14 protein-coding genes are annotated in these 18512 nt (G+C 36.5%); 11 read left to right on the top strand and 3 right to left on the bottom strand.

Annotated elements, in window-relative coordinates:
- Window positions 1-95 precede the first annotated feature (95 nt).
- Together proP and GYX25_RS11180 are read left to right on the top strand one after the other, a co-directional pair.
- Window positions 96-1601, top strand: coding sequence for a glycine betaine/L-proline transporter ProP (gene proP, locus GYX25_RS04740; protein WP_174786836.1), 1506 nt, complete (start codon window positions 96-98; stop codon window positions 1599-1601).
- Between the two features lie 381 nt (window positions 1602-1982).
- Window positions 1983-2135 (top strand): hypothetical protein, encoded by a 153-nt coding sequence (locus tag GYX25_RS11180; RefSeq protein WP_238785976.1) that lies wholly within the window; start codon window positions 1983-1985, stop codon window positions 2133-2135.
- Window positions 2136-2229: 94 nt separating this feature from the next.
- Here the strand turns inward: GYX25_RS11180 and GYX25_RS04735 are convergent, their stop codons facing one another.
- The gene (locus GYX25_RS04735) at window positions 2230-3096 is read right to left on the bottom strand and encodes a helix-turn-helix transcriptional regulator (protein ID WP_174786835.1); all 867 of its coding nucleotides are present in this window, start codon (window positions 3094-3096) and stop codon (window positions 2230-2232) included.
- Window positions 3097-3372: 276 nt separating this feature from the next.
- On the opposite strand from GYX25_RS04735, the gene fsa reads away from it, so the two are divergent.
- From fsa to GYX25_RS04720, 3 genes are all read left to right on the top strand, one after another.
- Window positions 3373-4035: a fructose-6-phosphate aldolase gene (gene fsa / locus GYX25_RS04730; RefSeq protein ID WP_091349931.1), complete on the top strand. Its 663-nt coding sequence runs from the start codon at window positions 3373-3375 to the stop codon at window positions 4033-4035.
- A 151-nt stretch (window positions 4036-4186) separates the two neighbouring features.
- A complete protein-coding gene (locus tag GYX25_RS04725; RefSeq protein WP_174786834.1) occupies window positions 4187-4993 on the top strand; it encodes a siderophore-interacting protein in 807 nt (268 codons plus the stop codon).
- Between the two features lie 17 nt (window positions 4994-5010).
- Complete coding sequence (locus GYX25_RS04720) at window positions 5011-5592, top strand: acyl carrier protein phosphodiesterase (protein ID WP_091349927.1); 582 nt, start codon at window positions 5011-5013, stop codon at window positions 5590-5592.
- Between the two features lie 22 nt (window positions 5593-5614).
- On the opposite strand, the gene GYX25_RS04715 is transcribed toward GYX25_RS04720, so the two are convergent.
- Window positions 5615-7855 (bottom strand): 3-hydroxybutyrate oligomer hydrolase family protein, encoded by a 2241-nt coding sequence (locus GYX25_RS04715; protein ID WP_174786833.1) that lies wholly within the window; start codon window positions 7853-7855, stop codon window positions 5615-5617.
- 106 nt (window positions 7856-7961) lie between these two features.
- Window positions 7962-8864 (bottom strand): HTH-type transcriptional activator IlvY, encoded by a 903-nt coding sequence (ilvY, locus tag GYX25_RS04710; RefSeq protein ID WP_091349921.1) that lies wholly within the window; start codon window positions 8862-8864, stop codon window positions 7962-7964.
- A 211-nt stretch (window positions 8865-9075) separates the two neighbouring features.
- Between ilvY and prfC the strand changes: the two genes are divergently transcribed.
- From prfC to rpsA, 6 genes are all read left to right on the top strand, one after another.
- The gene (prfC, locus tag GYX25_RS04705; RefSeq protein WP_174786832.1) at window positions 9076-10668 is read left to right on the top strand and encodes a peptide chain release factor 3; all 1593 of its coding nucleotides are present in this window, start codon (window positions 9076-9078) and stop codon (window positions 10666-10668) included.
- Window positions 10669-10844: 176 nt separating this feature from the next.
- The gene (gene ptrA / locus GYX25_RS04700) at window positions 10845-13676 is read left to right on the top strand and encodes a pitrilysin (RefSeq protein WP_174786831.1); all 2832 of its coding nucleotides are present in this window, start codon (window positions 10845-10847) and stop codon (window positions 13674-13676) included.
- A gap of 113 nt (window positions 13677-13789) precedes the next feature.
- Window positions 13790-14662: a helix-turn-helix domain-containing protein gene (locus GYX25_RS04695; protein WP_091349911.1), complete on the top strand. Its 873-nt coding sequence runs from the start codon at window positions 13790-13792 to the stop codon at window positions 14660-14662.
- Between the two features lie 18 nt (window positions 14663-14680).
- Window positions 14681-15964: a 3-phosphoshikimate 1-carboxyvinyltransferase gene (gene aroA / locus GYX25_RS04690; protein ID WP_091349908.1), complete on the top strand. Its 1284-nt coding sequence runs from the start codon at window positions 14681-14683 to the stop codon at window positions 15962-15964.
- A gap of 1 nt (window position 15965) precedes the next feature.
- Entirely contained in the window at window positions 15966-16646 is a 681-nt protein-coding gene (cmk, locus tag GYX25_RS04685; RefSeq protein ID WP_091349905.1) for a (d)CMP kinase, read from the top strand.
- 116 nt (window positions 16647-16762) lie between these two features.
- Window positions 16763-18445, top strand: coding sequence for a 30S ribosomal protein S1 (rpsA, locus tag GYX25_RS04680; protein WP_091349995.1), 1683 nt, complete (start codon window positions 16763-16765; stop codon window positions 18443-18445).
- The last annotated feature ends 67 nt before the right edge of the window (window positions 18446-18512 follow it).

Raw genomic sequence — 18512 nt, 5'->3', positions numbered from 1 at the left:
AATATCGCTGATATTAGTTTTACATCACACAATTATATCATTGATGTTACCTCTTTATTCCTTTTCTTTATTTGAGTTTAAATAGGCGGTATGTTATGAAAAAAGCAATAAGATTTAAAAGGAAGCCATTAAATATTAATGATATTACCATCATTGATGATCATAAATTAAGAAAGGCAATTATCGCAGCAGCACTAGGAAACGCTATGGAGTGGTTTGATTTTGGCGTTTATGGATTTTTAGCTTATGTTTTGGGGCAAGTGTTTTTTCCTGATGCATCGCCAAGTATTCAGGTAGTAGCTGCTTTGGCAACTTTTTCGGTTCCATTTTTAGTTCGCCCATTAGGTGGTTTGGTGTTTGGGGTACTTGGTGATAAATTGGGACGTCAAAAAATTCTTTCTGTCACAATTATTATCATGTCATTAAGTACGTTTTGTATTGGGCTGATTCCTTCTTATGCAACTATTGGTATTTTTGCACCGCTTTTATTGTTACTCGCTAAATTGGCTCAAGGGTTTTCAATTGGTGGAGAATATTCAGGTGCGGCGATTTTTGTTGCAGAATACTCGCCAGACCGTAAGCGTGGTTTTATGGGGAGTTGGTTAGATTTTGGTTCAATTGCCGGATTTTTAGTTGGCGCCGGCTTAGTTGTGCTGTTATCAAGTATTCTTGGCGAAGTAAAATTCCAAGATTGGGGATGGCGAATTCCGTTTTTGTTTGCATTACCATTGGGTTTAATTGGCCTGTATTTACGTCATGCTCTAGATGAAACCCCCGCATTTCAGCAACACACCGATAAATTGGATAACAATAAGCGCACAAACATTGCTAATCCACCCCAAATGACCTTTAAAGAGATATTCACCAAATATTGGAAAAGTTTATTTGTTTGCGTCGGATTGGTGATTATTACCAATGTGACTTATTATATGCTACTTACTTATATGCCAAGCTATTTATCACATAACTTACATTATCGGGCAGATCATGGTGTATTAATTATTATCGCCATTATGATTGGTATGTTATTTGTACAACCAATGATTGGTTTGATTAGTGATAAAATTGGGCGAAGACCTTTTATTGTTGGTGGTAGTTTTGGTTTACTTGTCCTTGCTTATCCTGCATTTATGATGATTAACAGCGATGTTATTGGACTTATTTTTATCGGATTATTGATTTTAGCTGTATTACTTAATTGTTTTACGGGTGTGATGGCTTCTATTTTACCAGCTATTTTCCCAACAAGTATTCGTTATAGTGCTTTAGCTATTTCCTTTAATATCTCTGTACTCATTGCTGGGGCAACGCCAACTGTCGCTGCGTGGTTGGTTGAGGCAAGTGGTGATTTGTATATGCCTGCTTATTACTTAATGGTGGTTGCAGTAGTTGGGTTAGTGACTGGCTTAAAAATGAATGAAACGGCGAATAAACCACTTCGAGGTGCAACACCAGCAGCATCGGATCGCTCAGAAGCCAAAGAAATTTTATCTGATCACTTTGATTCAATAGAGCAAAAAGTCGAAGATATAGAACAGCAAATCGATACTTTAAAAAAACAGCGACAGGATTTGGTTGATCAGCATCCTAAGTTAGATTGATTTTTTGATATCGATTTATTATGGACATTTTAATAATGTAGGATTTTATGATCACTGATATTATGCCCAAGCAAAGAGGGGAGATCATCCCCCCTCTTTTATCGTTACTCAACGTCTATTTTGAAAATTAGTTATCTAATGAAAGATGTAAAACTTGATATAAATTTTGATTGGCTTTAGTTGGTTTGTCTTTAAAAAAAGTAAATATAGCATTTGTCAGGATTATAAATTACTACTTGGCCTGTATAATATTGATATTTAGGAATTCTAAAATCAAAATTATTTAATTGTGATTGAGCAGGAATAATGAAATTTTCTTCTAACATGTATCTGCTTTGAACAAAATTATCATTTAATTCAATTTTAGTCGTCATACCAATATTGATTAATAATGATGAGCATTGTCCACTGCGAGCTAAAACGTTAGATTGCAGTTATCCACCTGAAAAATTAATTACGGTGGACTCGTTAAGTCAATTATTAAATCTTGTCGAAAAAGGGCAAGGTATAGCACTCTTTTGCCAATCTTTTTAATAAAAGATAAGTTCAAAACTATCAACAATAATCGTGACTTTATCCAATTTTATTGCTATCAACATGCTTCGATTTAATCCCGATAATAATCACGTTATTTTCGCAATAATTTACTGTGATACTGGCGACGATATTCTGTTGGAGAGCGCTCCGTTTTGTTTCTAAAAACTCGACAAAAATAGTTACTATCTTTAAAACCTGATGCTAAAGCAACTTCTTTTACATTCAGATCGTAATCTTTCAATAATGATTTTGCATATTCTAAGCGAATATGGTTTAAATATTCGTTTAACCCTATTTTGCCTTCGCGTTGAAATAGATGCGATAAGTAATTGGGCGAAATGTAAAACATATTAGCTAAAAAGTCGCGTGTAATATTTTCACGAAAGTGGGTATCAATGTATTGGCGAATAGCTTCAAATAAGCTGGTGGTTTTGGATGATGTTTCGATCTCAACATTAAGTAAATCTAGTGTATTGCTGAGCAAGCTTTGAATCAGAAAGTATGCTGTTTGGTTTTGCTCCAGTGGTTGATTTTGCCAATTTAGTTCTGTAAGCGCTTGAATGATAAATGTTCCCACTCTTGGACCCCGCCTAGGTTTGTTTACTTGTCCATGGGGGATTAATTGAGTGCCATCCCAGTGCAATAAGCTCATTCCAATTTGTTGTTTTCCAAACAAAATACTTAATGATGTAACAGGGGTTGTCCAAATGGGTTTGTTCCAGCTTTGAGCAGAAATATATAACAGATCATTAGTCAATAAAGTTTTTTCAATGGTTTTACCATCTTTATCCGCCCATAACATTTGTTGCTTTCCTTCTAATATGATTTCAATTCTGGGAAAGTTGACTTGGTAGGCCAACAAAGGGGGATTAGCGCTGTTGTTGGCAAAATAGATGTGGTTAATAGTCTGTTGATGATTCACTAGCTTGGCTAATGCGTTATTGATAGATTCGGTCATAAAATTGTATCGACGATAAGTTAAGTAATGTGCAATTTTTTAGATTTTAGATGAATATAAAAAATGAAAATTAGTTTAAATTGCTATTTTATTTAATAAGTTACTTTTAGTTTTTGATTATGTGATCTAAATCTCATTTTTTTGTTTAGCGTACAAAAATCCAGTAAAAGGCAAGATCGTCTTCTAGGCCATTATGTTATTTTTTTTTACTATATTGGCTATGAAAATGGTGTTATACGTTAATTGATGATGATTCATACGAGTTAGGAGTTAACTATGGAATTGTATTTAGATACAGCCGATATTGCTGCTATTAAACGTTTAGCTAAGGTGTTGCCGATTAGTGGGGTTACCACTAATCCAAGTATTGTGGCAAAGTCAGGTAAGCCTATTTTTCCGTTATTAGTTCAATTACAAGAGGTTTTAGGTCCAGATAAACTACTTTTTGCACAAGTGCTTTCAAGTGATGCTGATGAGATGATAAAAGAAGCTTATCAACTTAGAAAGGCGGTACCTTCAATTGTGACTAAGATTCCTGTTAATGCCCAAGGATTGATTGCAATTAAAGAGTTAACTCAACAAGGTATTCCAACGTTGGGGACAGCAGTTTATGGGGCAGGGCAAGGTTTTTTAGGTGCGCTTGCTGGCGCTAAATATATTGCACCTTATGTCAATCGTATTGATGCTCAAGGTGGAAATAGTAAAGATACTGTGCTCGAATTGCAAAAATTATTAGATTTGCATTGTCCACAATCTATGGTGTTGGCCGCTAGTTTTAAAACACCAAGACAAGCATTAGATTGCATGCTAGCAGGATGTAAGGCAATTACGTTGCCTGTTGATGTTGCTGAGCTTTTTATTTCAGATCCTGCGGTTGATGCAGCCATTGCTAAGTTTGATCAAGATTGGCGTAGTACCTTTGGATCGTTAACTTTTTAAATTTCATTGTCAATTTGATCTTGTTTGAAGCTTGTTTCATCAATTTTAGGTGAAACAAGTTTATCTGTTTTTTCAATTGTAAAAATAGCATTACTCTAACATTTTTTATTGTATGATGCACTTAACTACAATAAATATAAGGACTGATACGATGGATAAAAAAGAACAAAAAATTAAAATAGATAAAAAAGTTATTGTTAATGCATTATTAACAGTATTGAGTATTGAAAAAATATCACCGAGTTTTATTCGTGTCCAGTTTAGTAGCAATAAACCTATTAATGTCAATCCACTATGGATTTGTCCTTATTTAAAATTACTTTTTCCCGATCCTTTAACTGGCGAAATTATATTTCCTAAGCTTGATAATAATAATAAAATCGTGATCGGTGATAAAGTACGTCAGCTTGTGCGTAGTTATAGTGTGCGGGAATTTGATCGTATCACCAATCAGTTTTTTGTCGATTTTGCCATTCATGACTCGGGTTTGGCTTCTGTTTGGTCGCAAAATGCTAAAATTGGTGACCAAATTGGTTTGATTGGCGCTGCAAGTAAATTACAGTTTACTGATGATTGTTTGGTTTTAGTTGGTGATATTTCTTCTGTGCCAGCTATTTGTTACACACTTGAACATCTTCCTAAAAAACAAAAAGCGTTTGCCTTTATTCAAATTAATGACAAAAATGATATCGTGCCATTGGTTGATGGCGAAAATATTGAAGTTAACTGGTTTGTGCAAGATGAAAGTAATCCCCATCAATTAGTTGATGGTGTAATGAGTGCGGATTTATCAGAACACGATAAACTGTTGTTTTGGGGAGGCATGGAATGTTCGTTGGCGCGGCTTGTTCGCCAGGCGGTTAAGGAAAAATATAGCCATTTGTCACCAGATGCTTTTCATATTACCAGCTATTGGCGCGAAGGTTTTGCCGAGGGCGAATTTAAGCATCGCGAATAATAAGTGTTGCTATTTTTATGAATATTTTGGCACATTTGCATTTGGCTACATTAGCGAGCAGTTCGTTAATTGGTAATACCGTGGCAGATTTTGTTAAAGGTGATCCTTATTTAACTTATGACTGCGATATTGCCGATGGCATTATGCTGCATCGTAAAATTGATAGTTTGACCGATAGCCTATTTGAAGTTAAGCAAGCTAAGTTATTGTTTAGAAAATCACATCAGCGCGTAGCTCCAATTGCGTTAGATATTGTTTGGGATCACTTTTTGTCAAAACATTGGGTTAATTATGGGTTACTTCCAAGTGTGGCTCAATTTAATCAAGTAACAAAAGTACATATCCAACCTTATATTAGCGCGTATCCTGCCGATTATCAGAATTTTATGAATGCAATGTGGCAAGGATCGTGGCTAGAAAATTATGCTTCTATTGATTTTGTTGGTGATGTACTTGGTGGCATGGCAAATCGACGACCAAAATTGTATTTGTTAAGAGAAACCATTGTTGATATTAAGCAATACTATGCGCAACTTGAGTCGTTGTTTTTTGTGTTATACCCCAAAATTTGTTTAGCGGTAAAAGATGGCATTGGCTAAAGTTGTTTTGGGGTATTGGTCGTTAATTTGGCAATATTAATTTGCCATCATTTTTTTGAATGATATCATTGCGACTTGGGGATTGCATTATTGGTTTTAAATTTTTGTCGGTTATTTGTGGCGCATAACCGCTTTTGCCCCCACGGGGTTTTGTATGTACCACTTGACTTACAGGTAGGGTCGCTTCGTTAGTTAAATTAGCCCATAACCATTCGATAGCATCTTCACCATAATAATCAATTGGTAGTAATGTGTTGTCAAATGGTGCTACTCCATCTAAGTAGCTTGCGTTTTCAACTTCGATATATCTTAGTTGTGATTGTTGGCCTTCAACTAAACTATTTAACGCTACATAAGGGCGCGATGTGTAGTCGGGTAGTTGTTTAACATTATTACGACCATGCACAATAAAGGTTTTTATGCCGTGTAAATTACCCGATGCCATAACTTGTTTTATGCCTTGATTAACGCGGGGCTCTTGTGACTTTTTATAGACGCAAATTGAACCTTTAGTGCCATAGTCAACCGTGTCTTTTGTTTGTGAACTAGAGTAAAATTCGCGTCTTGGAGTATTAAGATCTTCGTTTTCCACTAGATCCAAAATCGTTGCATTATCCCCATTCCACAGCGGTAAATGCCCATTTGCCATTCCCCATACTTGTTCAAATGAAACTTCTTCTAATGGCGCCACTTTGCCACTGTAGTATATTGGGTTTTGCTGAGTACTTGCTACTGAAAAACCACACATGTTTTCGGTGACATCGTATTTGCCATAAGCGCTAATATATTGATAAGGTAGGCCAATTGATTCGGTATAGTAGAAGTATGGTAGCTGAATATCCATGTCTGGTGTCCAGCCATTTTTGTGGAGTTTTTCTAGCGCTTCTTCAGGAGTACCTTTGGTTAGCAATTTTGCTTTTTTTAGCGCATTACAGCGCTCTTGAGAATAAAGAAAATAATCTGCATAAGGCACATAAGAATCATCTTTATAGGGTTTTATTGCTGGAATCGCACAAGGTATATATAATGCACCATAAGCACTATAATTTGCAATCGATTTGGCTGCTAGTTTTTGTTGTGGCGTGTTGCCTATTTTTAGTGTAATCTGAGATTTATCTATATTTGGTTGAATTTGTGGATTGACTGCCACAATACCATCAATCATATTTTGGGTATCTAATTCGCCTGCTTTTAGTGCTGCTCCGCCACCATCGCTTGCACCGTACACTAAGACAAGAGTGTTATCTTTGTTGTATATTGTTTTCTGATTGGGTGAAAACATACTGTTGAGTTCATAAAAGGCAAATTCAATGGATTTTAGTACATGTTCTCCCCAACGAGCTTCGGCATTTTGTTTTGAGTGTAGTTGTTTGATGGCATAACGGTGGGGATATTTTTTGATGTATTGCTCTCTATTGTTAATTGATGTAGAAAATAAGATATTACTGTCTTTTACATCGCCCCATACAGTAAAGCCAACTTTGTGTTCAATGTCATAAATGCCATTACCTAAACCTTTGTCGTTATATACTACTGCGCAGTTGTGGCGAAGTCCCCATAATCCGCGAATTTGTACATCTTTAGCATTTAATATTCCGTCTGAATCACTAGCCGGAACGACAATAATGCAGGGGTTATTTTTATTAAAATCAATCGGAATTTGCAACAACATGCCGACACCGTCTTCTCGTTGTACGGCAGTTATTTCAGTACCTGTAACTTTACCATCAAATAAAGGAGTTAATTCTTGCTTTCTAAAGCCAAATAATGTTCCTTCGCCATTTTTTGTATCAATATAACGATTGAGTTTGGCTTGTCGTCGTTCTTGAAAGTGTGGTTTGGTTGGAATGGCAACTTCTGGTGTCACAATAGTTGTGGATAATGGCGTAAAACCAAGCCCTGCGGTGACAAGGTCATTTTCATCGCCATCATAATAAGCCAAGGTACTACGAACTAGCCACTTTGGTTTTGTGATAGCACTACCAATTTGAGGGTTGTTATTGTTGTTTACATTGGTATTGGTTTCTGGTGTTGGAGATAAAATTGTGGTTGTGTTCTCACTTTTATTGGTGTTTGAACTAGTATTTGCTTTATTACTAGCATTTTTATTTTTGTTTGCATTGGTACTTTTTTTAGAAGTACTTGCTTTTGTGCTTTTGTCAGTTTCAGGCGCTTTTGTTGGATTGTTTTGCGCGGCCAATGGCATAGCGAAAGCGGAAAGAAGTATTAATGAGGCTAATGTTTTTATTGTTATCTGTTTCATTTTTAATTCCATTATAATTACGTCCAGCTATAGTTAACTGGTTGGGTAATACATTTATTATTATAGTTTTATGTCTTTTAAGGCGTGATTATACACTATATTTTTGTTATTCGTTATTGGGTAAATTTAGATTGCTAATTTCCCAAAAAGCGGCGATGATTTTTTCTGATAATCGTTTTTTTTGTACACAAATGCCGACATCGAACGGTTCCATTAAGTTGGTTGACCATTCGGTTATACGATCTTTTATCCGTTCAGGGCTGTTGTCCATTACGACTTTGGGCAATAAGGCTACGCCACAGCCTAAAGCAACCATTGATACAATGGCTTCGTGTCCGGCAACTGTTGCGTAGATTTTTGGGTTGGTGATTTTTCTTTGCTTGAACCATAAATCAATGCGGTGACGGCTTGGTCCATGTTCTGGCAATATAAAGGGGATATTATGCCAGTCTGGTTGTTTTTGATGTAATTTGTCGCTAAATGAGCTGTTAAGTTTAGGGATCAACAAGACCATTTCAATTTCACCAAATTTTAAAAATTCAATGCCGTTCGGGAGTTGTTTTGGTTTTCCGGCAATAGCTAAATCGGCTGCATTTGATTGTATCTTTTCAACTGCATCTGCAGCATCTCCCGTGGATAGCTTTATTTCCACAAGTGGGTAGTGGATCCTAAAGCGATCAAGTATTTCAGGTAGGTGGCTATAGGCGGCAGTGACCGAGCAAAAAAGGGTCAGTTCGCCAACAAGTTGTTGGTTCGATTGATCTAACTCGTGCTTTAGTTGTTGGTGCAGGTTTATGACCTGTTGAGCAAAGTGTTTGACCTTTTCGCCGACTTGAGTGATTTGTACTTGCCTATTGTCGCGAATAAATAGTGGGTGTCCAAAGTGCTCTTCAAGCCGTTGGATCTGTCTTGATAAGGTCGATGGGCTAACATGCATGGCATTCGCGGTTATGCCAAAGTGGCAGGTTTCGCATAAATGTAAATACAGTTTTAAATCACGAATGTTCATAGTTATGGTTAGTTCCGGTTATTGCGCTAAAATGCAGGATCAGTAGGTTTTTTATTAAGAAGCCGTAAATCATGCATTACTGATTAGTGGAAATATTATGCATAGATAATCAAATAAGGTAAATAGCATTATGATGTAACATCAATGGCAAAATAGGCGGATACCTGCTAAAATGAGCGATTATTTTTTGTAGGTTAAAATAGTTTATTTTATGACAGAACAAGCTTATTTAGATGAAGTTAATGCGCGTCGTACTTTTGCGATTATTTCTCACCCTGATGCCGGTAAAACCACCATTACCGAAAAGGTACTTTTATTTGGTCACGCAATCCAAACAGCTGGTACGGTTAAAGGCCGTGGCGCTAATGCTCAGCATGCTAAGTCAGACTGGATGGAAATGGAAAAGCAGCGTGGTATTTCTATTACGACATCTGTGATGCAGTTTCCTTATAATGATTGCTTAGTTAATTTATTAGACACCCCAGGGCACGAGGATTTTTCTGAAGATACTTACCGTACGTTAACAGCGGTTGATAGTTGTTTGATGGTGATTGATGCGGCAAAAGGGGTTGAAGATCGTACCCGTAAATTAATGGAAGTCACGCGTTTGCGTAATACACCAATTTTAACGTTCATGAATAAGCTAGATCGTGATATTCGCGATCCGATGGAATTGCTTGATGAAGTCGAAAACGAGCTAAATATAATGTGCGCACCAATTACTTGGCCGATTGGTTGTGGCAAGTTATTTAAAGGTGTCTATCATTTAGCGAAAGACGAAACATACCTTTACCAATCAGGTCAAGGTCATACCATACAAGAGGTCCGAATTATTAAAGGGCTCTCTAATCCTGATTTGGACGTGGCTGTTGGTGATGATTTAGCACAGCAACTGCGTGAAGAACTTGAGTTAGTGCAAGGGGCATCAAATGAATTTGATTTAGATGCTTTCTTGTCGGGTGATTTAACGCCAGTCTTTTTTGGTACAGCACTAGGTAATTTTGGCGTTGATCATATGCTTGATGGTTTAACTGCTTGGGCGCCAACTCCTCAACCTCGTCAAACTGATAAGCGTGAAGTTGAATCATCAGAAGAAAAATTCAGTGGTTTTGTTTTTAAAATTCAAGCAAATATGGATCCTAAACATCGTGACCGTGTGGCATTTATGCGCATTGTATCGGGTAAATATGAAAAAGGCATGAAATTGCGCCATGTTCGTTTGGCTAAAGATATTAATATCTCAGATGCATTGACATTTATGGCCGGCGATCGTGAACATGTTGAGGAAGCCTATGCTGGCGATATTATTGGTTTACATAATCACGGGACCATTCAAATTGGTGATACGTTTACTCAAGGCGAAGATTTGAAATTTGCTGGTATTCCTAACTTTGCGCCAGAACTATTTCGCCGAATTCGTCTTAAAGATCCACTTAAACAAAAACAGTTACTAAAAGGATTAGTGCAATTGTCTGAAGAGGGCGCCGTTCAGGTGTTTCGTCCATTAACCAATAATGACTTAATTGTGGGTGCTGTTGGGGTGCTGCAATTTGATGTGGTTGTTGCGCGTTTAAAATCGGAATATAACGTTGAAGCCATTTATGAGTCTGTTAATGTGACAACCGCTCGTTGGGTTGAATGTTCTGATGTGAAAAAATTAGAAGAGTTTAAGCGCAAATGCGAGCAGAACTTGGCTTTGGATGGGGGAGATAATCTTTCTTATATTGCGCCAAGTATGGTTAATTTGAATTTGACCGAAGAACGATATCCTGATGTTGAATTTAGAAAAACTCGGGAACATTAATTGTATTTATCACATAATAGCGGAATTTATTATTATGCCTAGGTGTTTTGATAAATCCGCTTCTTTCTCTTTAACAGCAGTTTTTTGACGATAAAGTCAAGCGAGTGAATATTATGGATTTGAAAAATAAAAAAATAGTTAATTTAATAATAGGTAGTTTTATTGGATTATTAACTATGACTACTTCACCGGTATCGTTTGCTATTGAAAATAAGCTTGTGAGCCCCGTTTTGTTAGAAAAAGTTCAGCAAAGTGAGCGCGATAAGCGCCAATATGAAGTGATTGAGCTATCAAATAAAATGCGCGTGTTACTTGTGTCTGATCCTAATGCTGTTATGTCACTCGGTTCGTTAGCATTACCAGTTGGGTCACTGCAAGATCCAAAAGATCAGCAAGGACTGGCGCACTATGCTGAACATATGGTATTAATGGGATCGAAAAATTACCCAGAACCAGCAAGCTTTTCTCAGTTTTTAAGTCGTCATTCAGGAAGTTATAATGCCAGCACTGCGGCACATAGAACGGCTTTTTATTTTGAAGTTGAAAATAGTGCATTTGATAAAGCGCTGGATCATTTAGCCGATGCTATTGCCGAGCCGAATTTAGATCCTAAATTTGCCGATAAAGAACGCAATGCTGTTAATGCCGAAATGACGATGGCTAGATCGAACGATGGTTTTCGTATTGAACAAGTTAATTCCGAAACTATTAATCCTAATCACCCATCGGCACAATTTTCGGGTGGCAATTTAGAAACATTAAGTGATAAACCAAGTAGTAAATTACAAGATGCTTTAGTGACTTTTCATAAAAATTATTATTCGTCTAATATCATGGTGGGGGTAATTTATAGTAATCAGTCAATCAATAAATTAGCAAAATTAGCTGAAAACACCTTTGGTAAAATCCCTAATAAAAACATTAATGCTCCAATAGTTGATAAGCCAGCGATCACTCCAAATGTGTTAAGCAAACAGATTGCAATGGTGCCAGCGCAACCTAAGAAATTGCTATTTTTACAATTTCCAATGGAAAACAATTTAGATAAATTTGCTGATAAAAGCGATGAATATATCACTTATTTAATTGATAATAGTAGCCCCAACACGTTGTCTGATCAGTTACAAAAGCAGGGTCTTATTGAAGGTATTAGTTCGTCTATCAACCCTATCCGTTATGGTAATAGTGGTATGTTGAGTATTAATGTGAGCTTAACCGACGATGGTCTCGCTCAAAAAGATAAAGTTATTGGGGCTATTTTTAATTATTTGCAGTTAATTCAAAAGCAAGGAATTTCTGATGCTTATTATGAAGAACTTAAGAAAGTTTTAGCACTAGAATTTAAGTATCAGGATGTTGAGCGTGATATGTCTTATGTGGAATGGCTATCTGATCAAATGTTGTTGTACCCCGTTAAAAATATATTAAACTCTGATTTTATTGCTAATAATTTTGATAAAACAGCGATCGCCGCTCGCTTAAAAAGCCTAACGCCGGATAACGTTAGAGCTTGGATTATTTCACCAAATCAAACGACTAATAAGACGGCTTATTTTGTAGACGCACCTTATAAAATCGATAATATTACTAGTGAGCAAAAAGCGAATTGGTTGGCTTTAGGCAAAAATTTCACATTTAGTTTACCTGAATTAAATCCTTATATCCCTGACGATTTTTCAATTGTGAAGCAAAACCGCGCTCAAGCTCAACCAGCTGGGTTTAGTAAACGTGGTAATCATCTTCATTTTGTTAGTCAATATTTCAAAACTGAACCTAAAGCGGCGATTGTGGTTTCGTTACGGAATAACGAGGCTTTTAGTGATGCTAAAGCAGAGGTCGCTTTTAATTTACTTGATTACATTGCAAGTCGTAATTTAGAACAATTACGATTTCAGGCTAGGGTTGCGGGTATTTCGTTATCAACAAATAATGATAATGGACTGATGATTTCAGCTAGTGGCTTTAGTCAGCATTTACCTAAAATGGTGACAGCAATTCTTAATAGTTATCGCAATGTGACGATTGATGAACAAAGCTTAGTGTTAGCTAAATCTTGGTATTTGCAAGAATTGGATAAATCTGAGCATGCTAAAAGTTATTGGTTGGCGGTTAATCCTGTTAATGAATTGTCAGATTTACCATATTTTGAACGGGATGAAAGACGTCAAATTACAGAAACAATGACTATTAATGACGTGTTAACTTATCGCGATAATTTATTAACCCACTCAGTACCTTATATGCTTAGCTTGGGTAATTTGTCTAACGAGGATTCTTTAGATCTTTATCATTCCATCCAAAAAACACTAGTGCGTGATGTTGAATTTACTCCTGTTGATAATATTCAGATTAAAAAATCATTGGAGGCCAAAATGACTCAACATGCGAAAAGCACTGATAATGCTTTGATGATGAGCTATATTCCAACCGGTTATGATCGGATTAGCAGTTGTATGCTAAGTTATACGCTGTCTAAAATCATATCACCATGGTTTTTTGATCAATTGCGTACTAACGAGCAACTCGGCTACGCTGTATTTGCAGGCCCTGTTACAGTTGGAGATTCAGTTGGAATGAGTTTTATCATTCAAAGTAACCAATACGATCCAGCTTATTTATTTAAGCGTTACCAAGAATTTTATCCTGTTATATCAAATAAGCTTAAAGCATTATCTAAAGAAGATATTGAGCAATATAAAAAAGCGGTACTTGATGAGTTGAAAATGCCTCCGCAAACATTGGATGAAGAGTTTAGTCGTTATATAGCTGACTATCGGAATTCGCGTTTTACGTTTGATTCACGGCACAAAAAAATTGAACAATTGAAAAAAATCACTCAACAAGATTTAGTTGATTTTTATAACCGTTCAGTTATGGATAAAAAAGGTTTTGTATTTGCATCGCAAGTTCTTGGTAAGCGTGAAGATAATGCTAAACAACCAGAGGCAATTTCTGAGTTTACTGAATTTGAAAATGTATCAGCATTGCAAAATGAGTTATTAAAATAGGTGTTATTTAAGTTGTTGTGAAAATATAGGCTACACCGGAAACATTTTGCCAAAAATTGGCATTGTTATCACCTTGTGATACACTGCCAAAATCCCAATAGTTTGAGTATATTATGATTACTGGATCGATTGATTATTGTGCTATAGGTCAACGTTTACGTGCGTATAGGATTGCCGCTTCACTGAAGGCTGAAGATGTTGCTGATAGCCTTAAAATTTCAAGAGCAGCAGTCTATCGGTTAGAAAAAGGCGAAATCGTTAAAATTGAAACTTTAGAACGATTGGCCTTGTTACTCGATACTTCTTTTGCGAGTTTACTTGGCATTGATACCGAGTATTATTCGAGTGGTGACGGTTTTTTTGAGCGTATGCGCCAGTTAGAAGAACAATCAACCCATATCTATTCTCACTTCGACCCTTTTTCGTTTTTATTAACTTCACCTGATTATTTGACTCATTTAGCTATGATGCTAAATGAATCAAACGAGTTGATTGATCACCAAAAATATTCAGTTATTTTGTCGATTTTAAAAGAACGTAAAAAGCAGTTTTATCAATCAGTACCAAAGGTGATTAATTTAATTAGCTTGCGTAATGTAGAGCGGTTTTTGCATATTGGTTTAGTGGGAAATTTGACAATTTCTCCAGGCAAGAAGTCAGAAAGAATGTTATTAGCACGTAAAGAAGTTTATCATTTAATTGAGCTAATAGAACAACAATCCTTTGCCCCCACTATTGCTATTACACAAGAAGCAATTCCATCAATTGCTTTTCAGATTTTTTATCAAGATAGTAATCCTATTTCATTAGCAATGAGTCCGTTTCGATTAGGTGAGTTACCTAATGTAACTACTGGTATTGCGTCGATCACGTCATCTTATGATGCTATTAAAAGATATCGACATTTATTTGATGAGTTATGGAAAAATAGTGCTAAAGATAAGCAAGCAATTGATTTATTAAAAACGACGCTAGAAAGATTTTAAAGAATATTAAAGAGAGTCATTATGTTATCCTTAACATTACAACCAATAAAAAAATTTAGTGGTACGATTAATTTGCCCGGTTCAAAAAGTGTTTCTAATCGTGCTTTATTATTATCAGCATTGAGTAAAGGTAATACGCGCTTAACTAATTTACTGGATAGTGATGATGTGCGTTATATGCTTGATGCACTTGCGTCCTTAGGTGTGAAGTATCAGCTATCGCATGATCGTACCATTTGTGATGTTCAAGGTGTGGGAGGTTTGTTGCAATCTGACCATACATTAGAGCTTTTTTTAGGTAATGCCGGTACGGCTATGCGCCCTTTAACTGCAGCGTTATGTCTTGGTCATAATAACATTGTATTAACGGGTGAACCTCGTATGAAAGAACGTCCGATTGGTCATTTAGTTGATGCTCTACGCCAAGGTGGTGCTAAAATTGATTATCTTGAAAATGAAGGTTATCCGCCGCTACATATTCGAGGTGGTTTTATCGGTGGTAATATTGACGTTGATGGTTCGGTATCTAGCCAGTTTTTAACTGCCTTGTTAATGGCTTCGCCACTAGCACAAAATGATACTCAAATAACCATAATTGGCGATTTAGTCTCTAAACCTTACATTGATATTACTATCAAAATGATGGCTATTTTTGGTGTTTCGGTGACAAATCATAACTATCAAAAATTTATTATTAAAGCTAATCAGTGTTATCAAGCTCCTGGTGATTATTTAGTTGAAGGCGATGCCTCTTCTGCTTCTTATTTTTTAGCAGCGGCTGCAATTAAAGGTGGCACAGTGAGAGTCACGGGTATTGGTAAAAAAAGTTTACAAGGTGATACACAATTTGCCCATGTTCTTGAAAAAATGGGCGCTAAAGTAACTTGGGCTGATGATTATATTGAATGTTCATGTGGTGAATTACACGGTATTGATATGGATATGAACCATATCCCTGATGCGGCAATGACCATTGCTACAACAGCACTGTTTGCTAAAACTCCTACTACCATTCGCAATATCTATAATTGGCGAGTTAAAGAAACTGATCGCTTACATGCAATGGCTACGGAGTTAAAAAAGGTCGGTGCAACCGTTGATGAAGGTCGCGATTATATTACTATTGTGCCACCAGCTAAATTAACCTATGCCGAAATTGAAACTTATAATGATCATCGTATCGCTATGTGTTTTTCATTGGTGGCACTTTCTGATACGTCTGTGACAATATTAGATCCTAAATGCACAATGAAGACTTTTCCTGATTATTTTGAACAATTTAAACGATTAAGCGAAAAATAAAATGAATAAATTTGTTCCCGTTGTTGCTGTTGATGGGCCAAGTGGTGTTGGTAAAGGCACTTTATGCCAAGCGTTAGCTAATCATTTTAAATGGCATCTTTTAGATTCTGGCGCTATCTATCGTGTACTAGCACTTAGCGCACTTAAGCAAGGCATTGCATTGGATGATGAAAGTCAATTAGCCCAATTAGCCCTTAATTTGCCGCTAACGTTTGATACTTATGGTTGTGATGTTAAAGTGTTATTAGATAATGTTGATGTCACTAACGAAATTCGTACAGAACAAACGGGTGGGGCTGCATCAAAAGTGGCGGCAATTAATTCTGTTAGAACAGCTTTATTACAGCGCCAACGTGACTTTAGGAAAGCTCCAGGCTTGATTGCTGATGGTCGTGATATGGGCAGTGTGGTGTTTAGTGATGCACCAGTTAAAATTTTTCTTGATGCAAGTGCGCACTCTCGTGCAGAAAGGCGAATGAAACAGTTGCAAGATAGGCAAAATCATGTTAAATTCGCCGAAATTTTGCAGGAGATAACTGCGCGTGACGAGCGTGATCGTAATCGGGTTGTTGCGCCGCTAAAACCTGCTGTTGATGCACTAATAATTGATACTACATCGCTTTCGATTCAAGATGTTTTTAATCAATCTATTACGTATATAAACAAAAAAATTGCGTTGTAAGTTTGTTTACAGCGTGTGTTAACCAAGCTCTATTTCAAGGATGAGTGGAGTATCGTAAATAACCCCATAAGACAGGATGTAATGTGGACGTTAATATTAATTTAAGATATAAAAATATGACTGAATCTTTTGCTCAACTCTTTGAAGAGTCTTTAAATCAACTAGACACTCGTTCTGGTAATATGATCCGCGGTACTGTCGTTGCTATCGACAAAGATGTTGTTTTAGTTGATGCTGGTTTAAAATCTGAATCGGCAATTCCAGTAGAGCAGTTTAAAAATGCCCAAGGCGAATTAGAAGTTCAAGTCGGTGACGTTGTTGATGTTGTACTTGACTCAATTGAAGATGGTTTTGGTGAAACAATCCTATCTCGCGAAAAAGCTAAACGTCATGAAGCGTGGCTAGTTTTAGAAAAAGCAGTTGATGACGCTGCAACAGTTTTAGGTGTTATCAATGGTAAAGTTAAAGGTGGCTTTACGGTTGATCTTAATGGGGTTCGTGCGTTCCTTCCTGGTTCGCTTGTCGATGTTCGTCCATTACGCGATACTTCTCATATCGAAAACAGAGAAATTGAATTAAAAGTTATTAAATTAGATCAAAAGCGCAATAATGTCGTTGTTTCTCGTCGTGCAGTTATTGAATCAGAAAATAGCGCAGAAAGAGAACAACTTCTTGAAAATCTACAAGAAGGTTCAGAAGTTAAAGGTATTATCAAAAATCTTACTGATTACGGTGCATTTGTTGATCTTGGTGGCGTTGATGGTTTACTTCATATTACTGATATGGCTTGGAAACGTGTTAAACATCCAAGTGAAGTGGTTGAAGTTGGTCAAGAATTACTTGTTAAAGTGCTTAAATTTGATAAAGACCGTTCACGTGTATCACTTGGCTTAAAACAATTAGGCGAAGATCCATGGGTTTCAATTGCTAAACGTTACCCTGAAGGTACTAAAGTAACAGGTAAAGTAACTAACTTAACTGACTACGGTTGTTTTGTTGAAATCGAAACAGGTGTTGAAGGTTTAGTTCACGTTTCTGAAATGGATTGGACAAACAAAAATATTCACCCATCTAAAGTTGTTAGCTTAGGTGATGAAGTTGAAGTGATTGTTCTTGAAATTGATGAAGAACGTCGTCGCATTTCTCTTGGTCTTAAACAATGTAAACCAAATCCATGGTTACAGTTTGCTGAATCACACAATAAAGGTGATAAAGTTAGCGGTAAGATCAAATCAATCACTGATTTCGGTATCTTCATTGGTTTAGATGGCGGTATTGATGGTTTAGTTCATCTTTCAGACATCTCTTGGAATATGCCTGGTGAAGAAGCAGTTAAAGCTTATAAGAAAGGTGATGATATTGAAGCGGTTGTGTTACAAGTTGATGCTGAACGTGAGCGTATCTCTTTAGGTATTAAACAACTAGAAGACGATCCATTCAGTAGCTTTGCATCTAACTATAAAAAAGGTACGATCGTTAAAGGTGCTGTAACTGAGGTTGATGCTAAAGGTGCAACTATCGAAATCGCTGAAGGTATCGAAGGTTACTTAAAAGCACAAGATATTGCTCGTGAACGTATTGAAGATGCGACAACTGTATTAAAAGTGGGTGATGAAGTTGAAGCTAAGATTGTGAATATTGATCGTAAAACTCGTGCAATTTCATTATCGGTACGTGCTAAAGATGAGGCTGATGAAAAAGAAGCACTTGCTGCGGTAAATAACACTGCAACTCAAGAAGATGCATCATTTACTAATGCGATGGCTGAAGCATTCAAAGCTGCATCAAAAACTGAGTAAAAAATATCGATGTAAAGAGTAAAGAGGGCTTGCCCTCTTTTTCTTTTATGGTATAAAATGAAGAAGT

The sequence above is a fragment of the Gilliamella sp. ESL0254 genome (genome assembly GCF_013344985.1).
GTDB classification, from domain to species: Bacteria; Pseudomonadota; Gammaproteobacteria; order Enterobacterales; family Orbaceae; genus Gilliamella; species Gilliamella bombicola.
The sequence above is the reverse complement of the archived record's forward strand: the minus strand, read 5'-3'. Positions and strand labels throughout refer to the sequence as shown.

Coding starts and splice junctions, on each gene's coding strand:
- proP (WP_174786836.1), top strand. CDS start 96: ATGAAAAAAGCAATAAGATTTAAAAGGAAGCCATTAAATATTAATGAT.
- GYX25_RS04735 (WP_174786835.1), bottom strand. CDS start 3,096: ATGACCGAATCTATCAATAACGCATTAGCCAAGCTAGTGAATCATCAA.
- fsa (WP_091349931.1), top strand. CDS start 3,373: ATGGAATTGTATTTAGATACAGCCGATATTGCTGCTATTAAACGTTTA.
- GYX25_RS04725 (WP_174786834.1), top strand. CDS start 4,187: ATGGATAAAAAAGAACAAAAAATTAAAATAGATAAAAAAGTTATTGTT.
- GYX25_RS04720 (WP_091349927.1), top strand. CDS start 5,011: ATGAATATTTTGGCACATTTGCATTTGGCTACATTAGCGAGCAGTTCG.
- GYX25_RS04715 (WP_174786833.1), bottom strand. CDS start 7,855: ATGAAACAGATAACAATAAAAACATTAGCCTCATTAATACTTCTTTCC.
- ilvY (WP_091349921.1), bottom strand. CDS start 8,864: ATGAACATTCGTGATTTAAAACTGTATTTACATTTATGCGAAACCTGC.
- prfC (WP_174786832.1), top strand. CDS start 9,076: ATGACAGAACAAGCTTATTTAGATGAAGTTAATGCGCGTCGTACTTTT.
- ptrA (WP_174786831.1), top strand. CDS start 10,845: ATGACTACTTCACCGGTATCGTTTGCTATTGAAAATAAGCTTGTGAGC.
- GYX25_RS04695 (WP_091349911.1), top strand. CDS start 13,790: ATGATTACTGGATCGATTGATTATTGTGCTATAGGTCAACGTTTACGT.
- cmk (WP_091349905.1), top strand. CDS start 15,966: ATGAATAAATTTGTTCCCGTTGTTGCTGTTGATGGGCCAAGTGGTGTT.
- rpsA (WP_091349995.1), top strand. CDS start 16,763: ATGACTGAATCTTTTGCTCAACTCTTTGAAGAGTCTTTAAATCAACTA.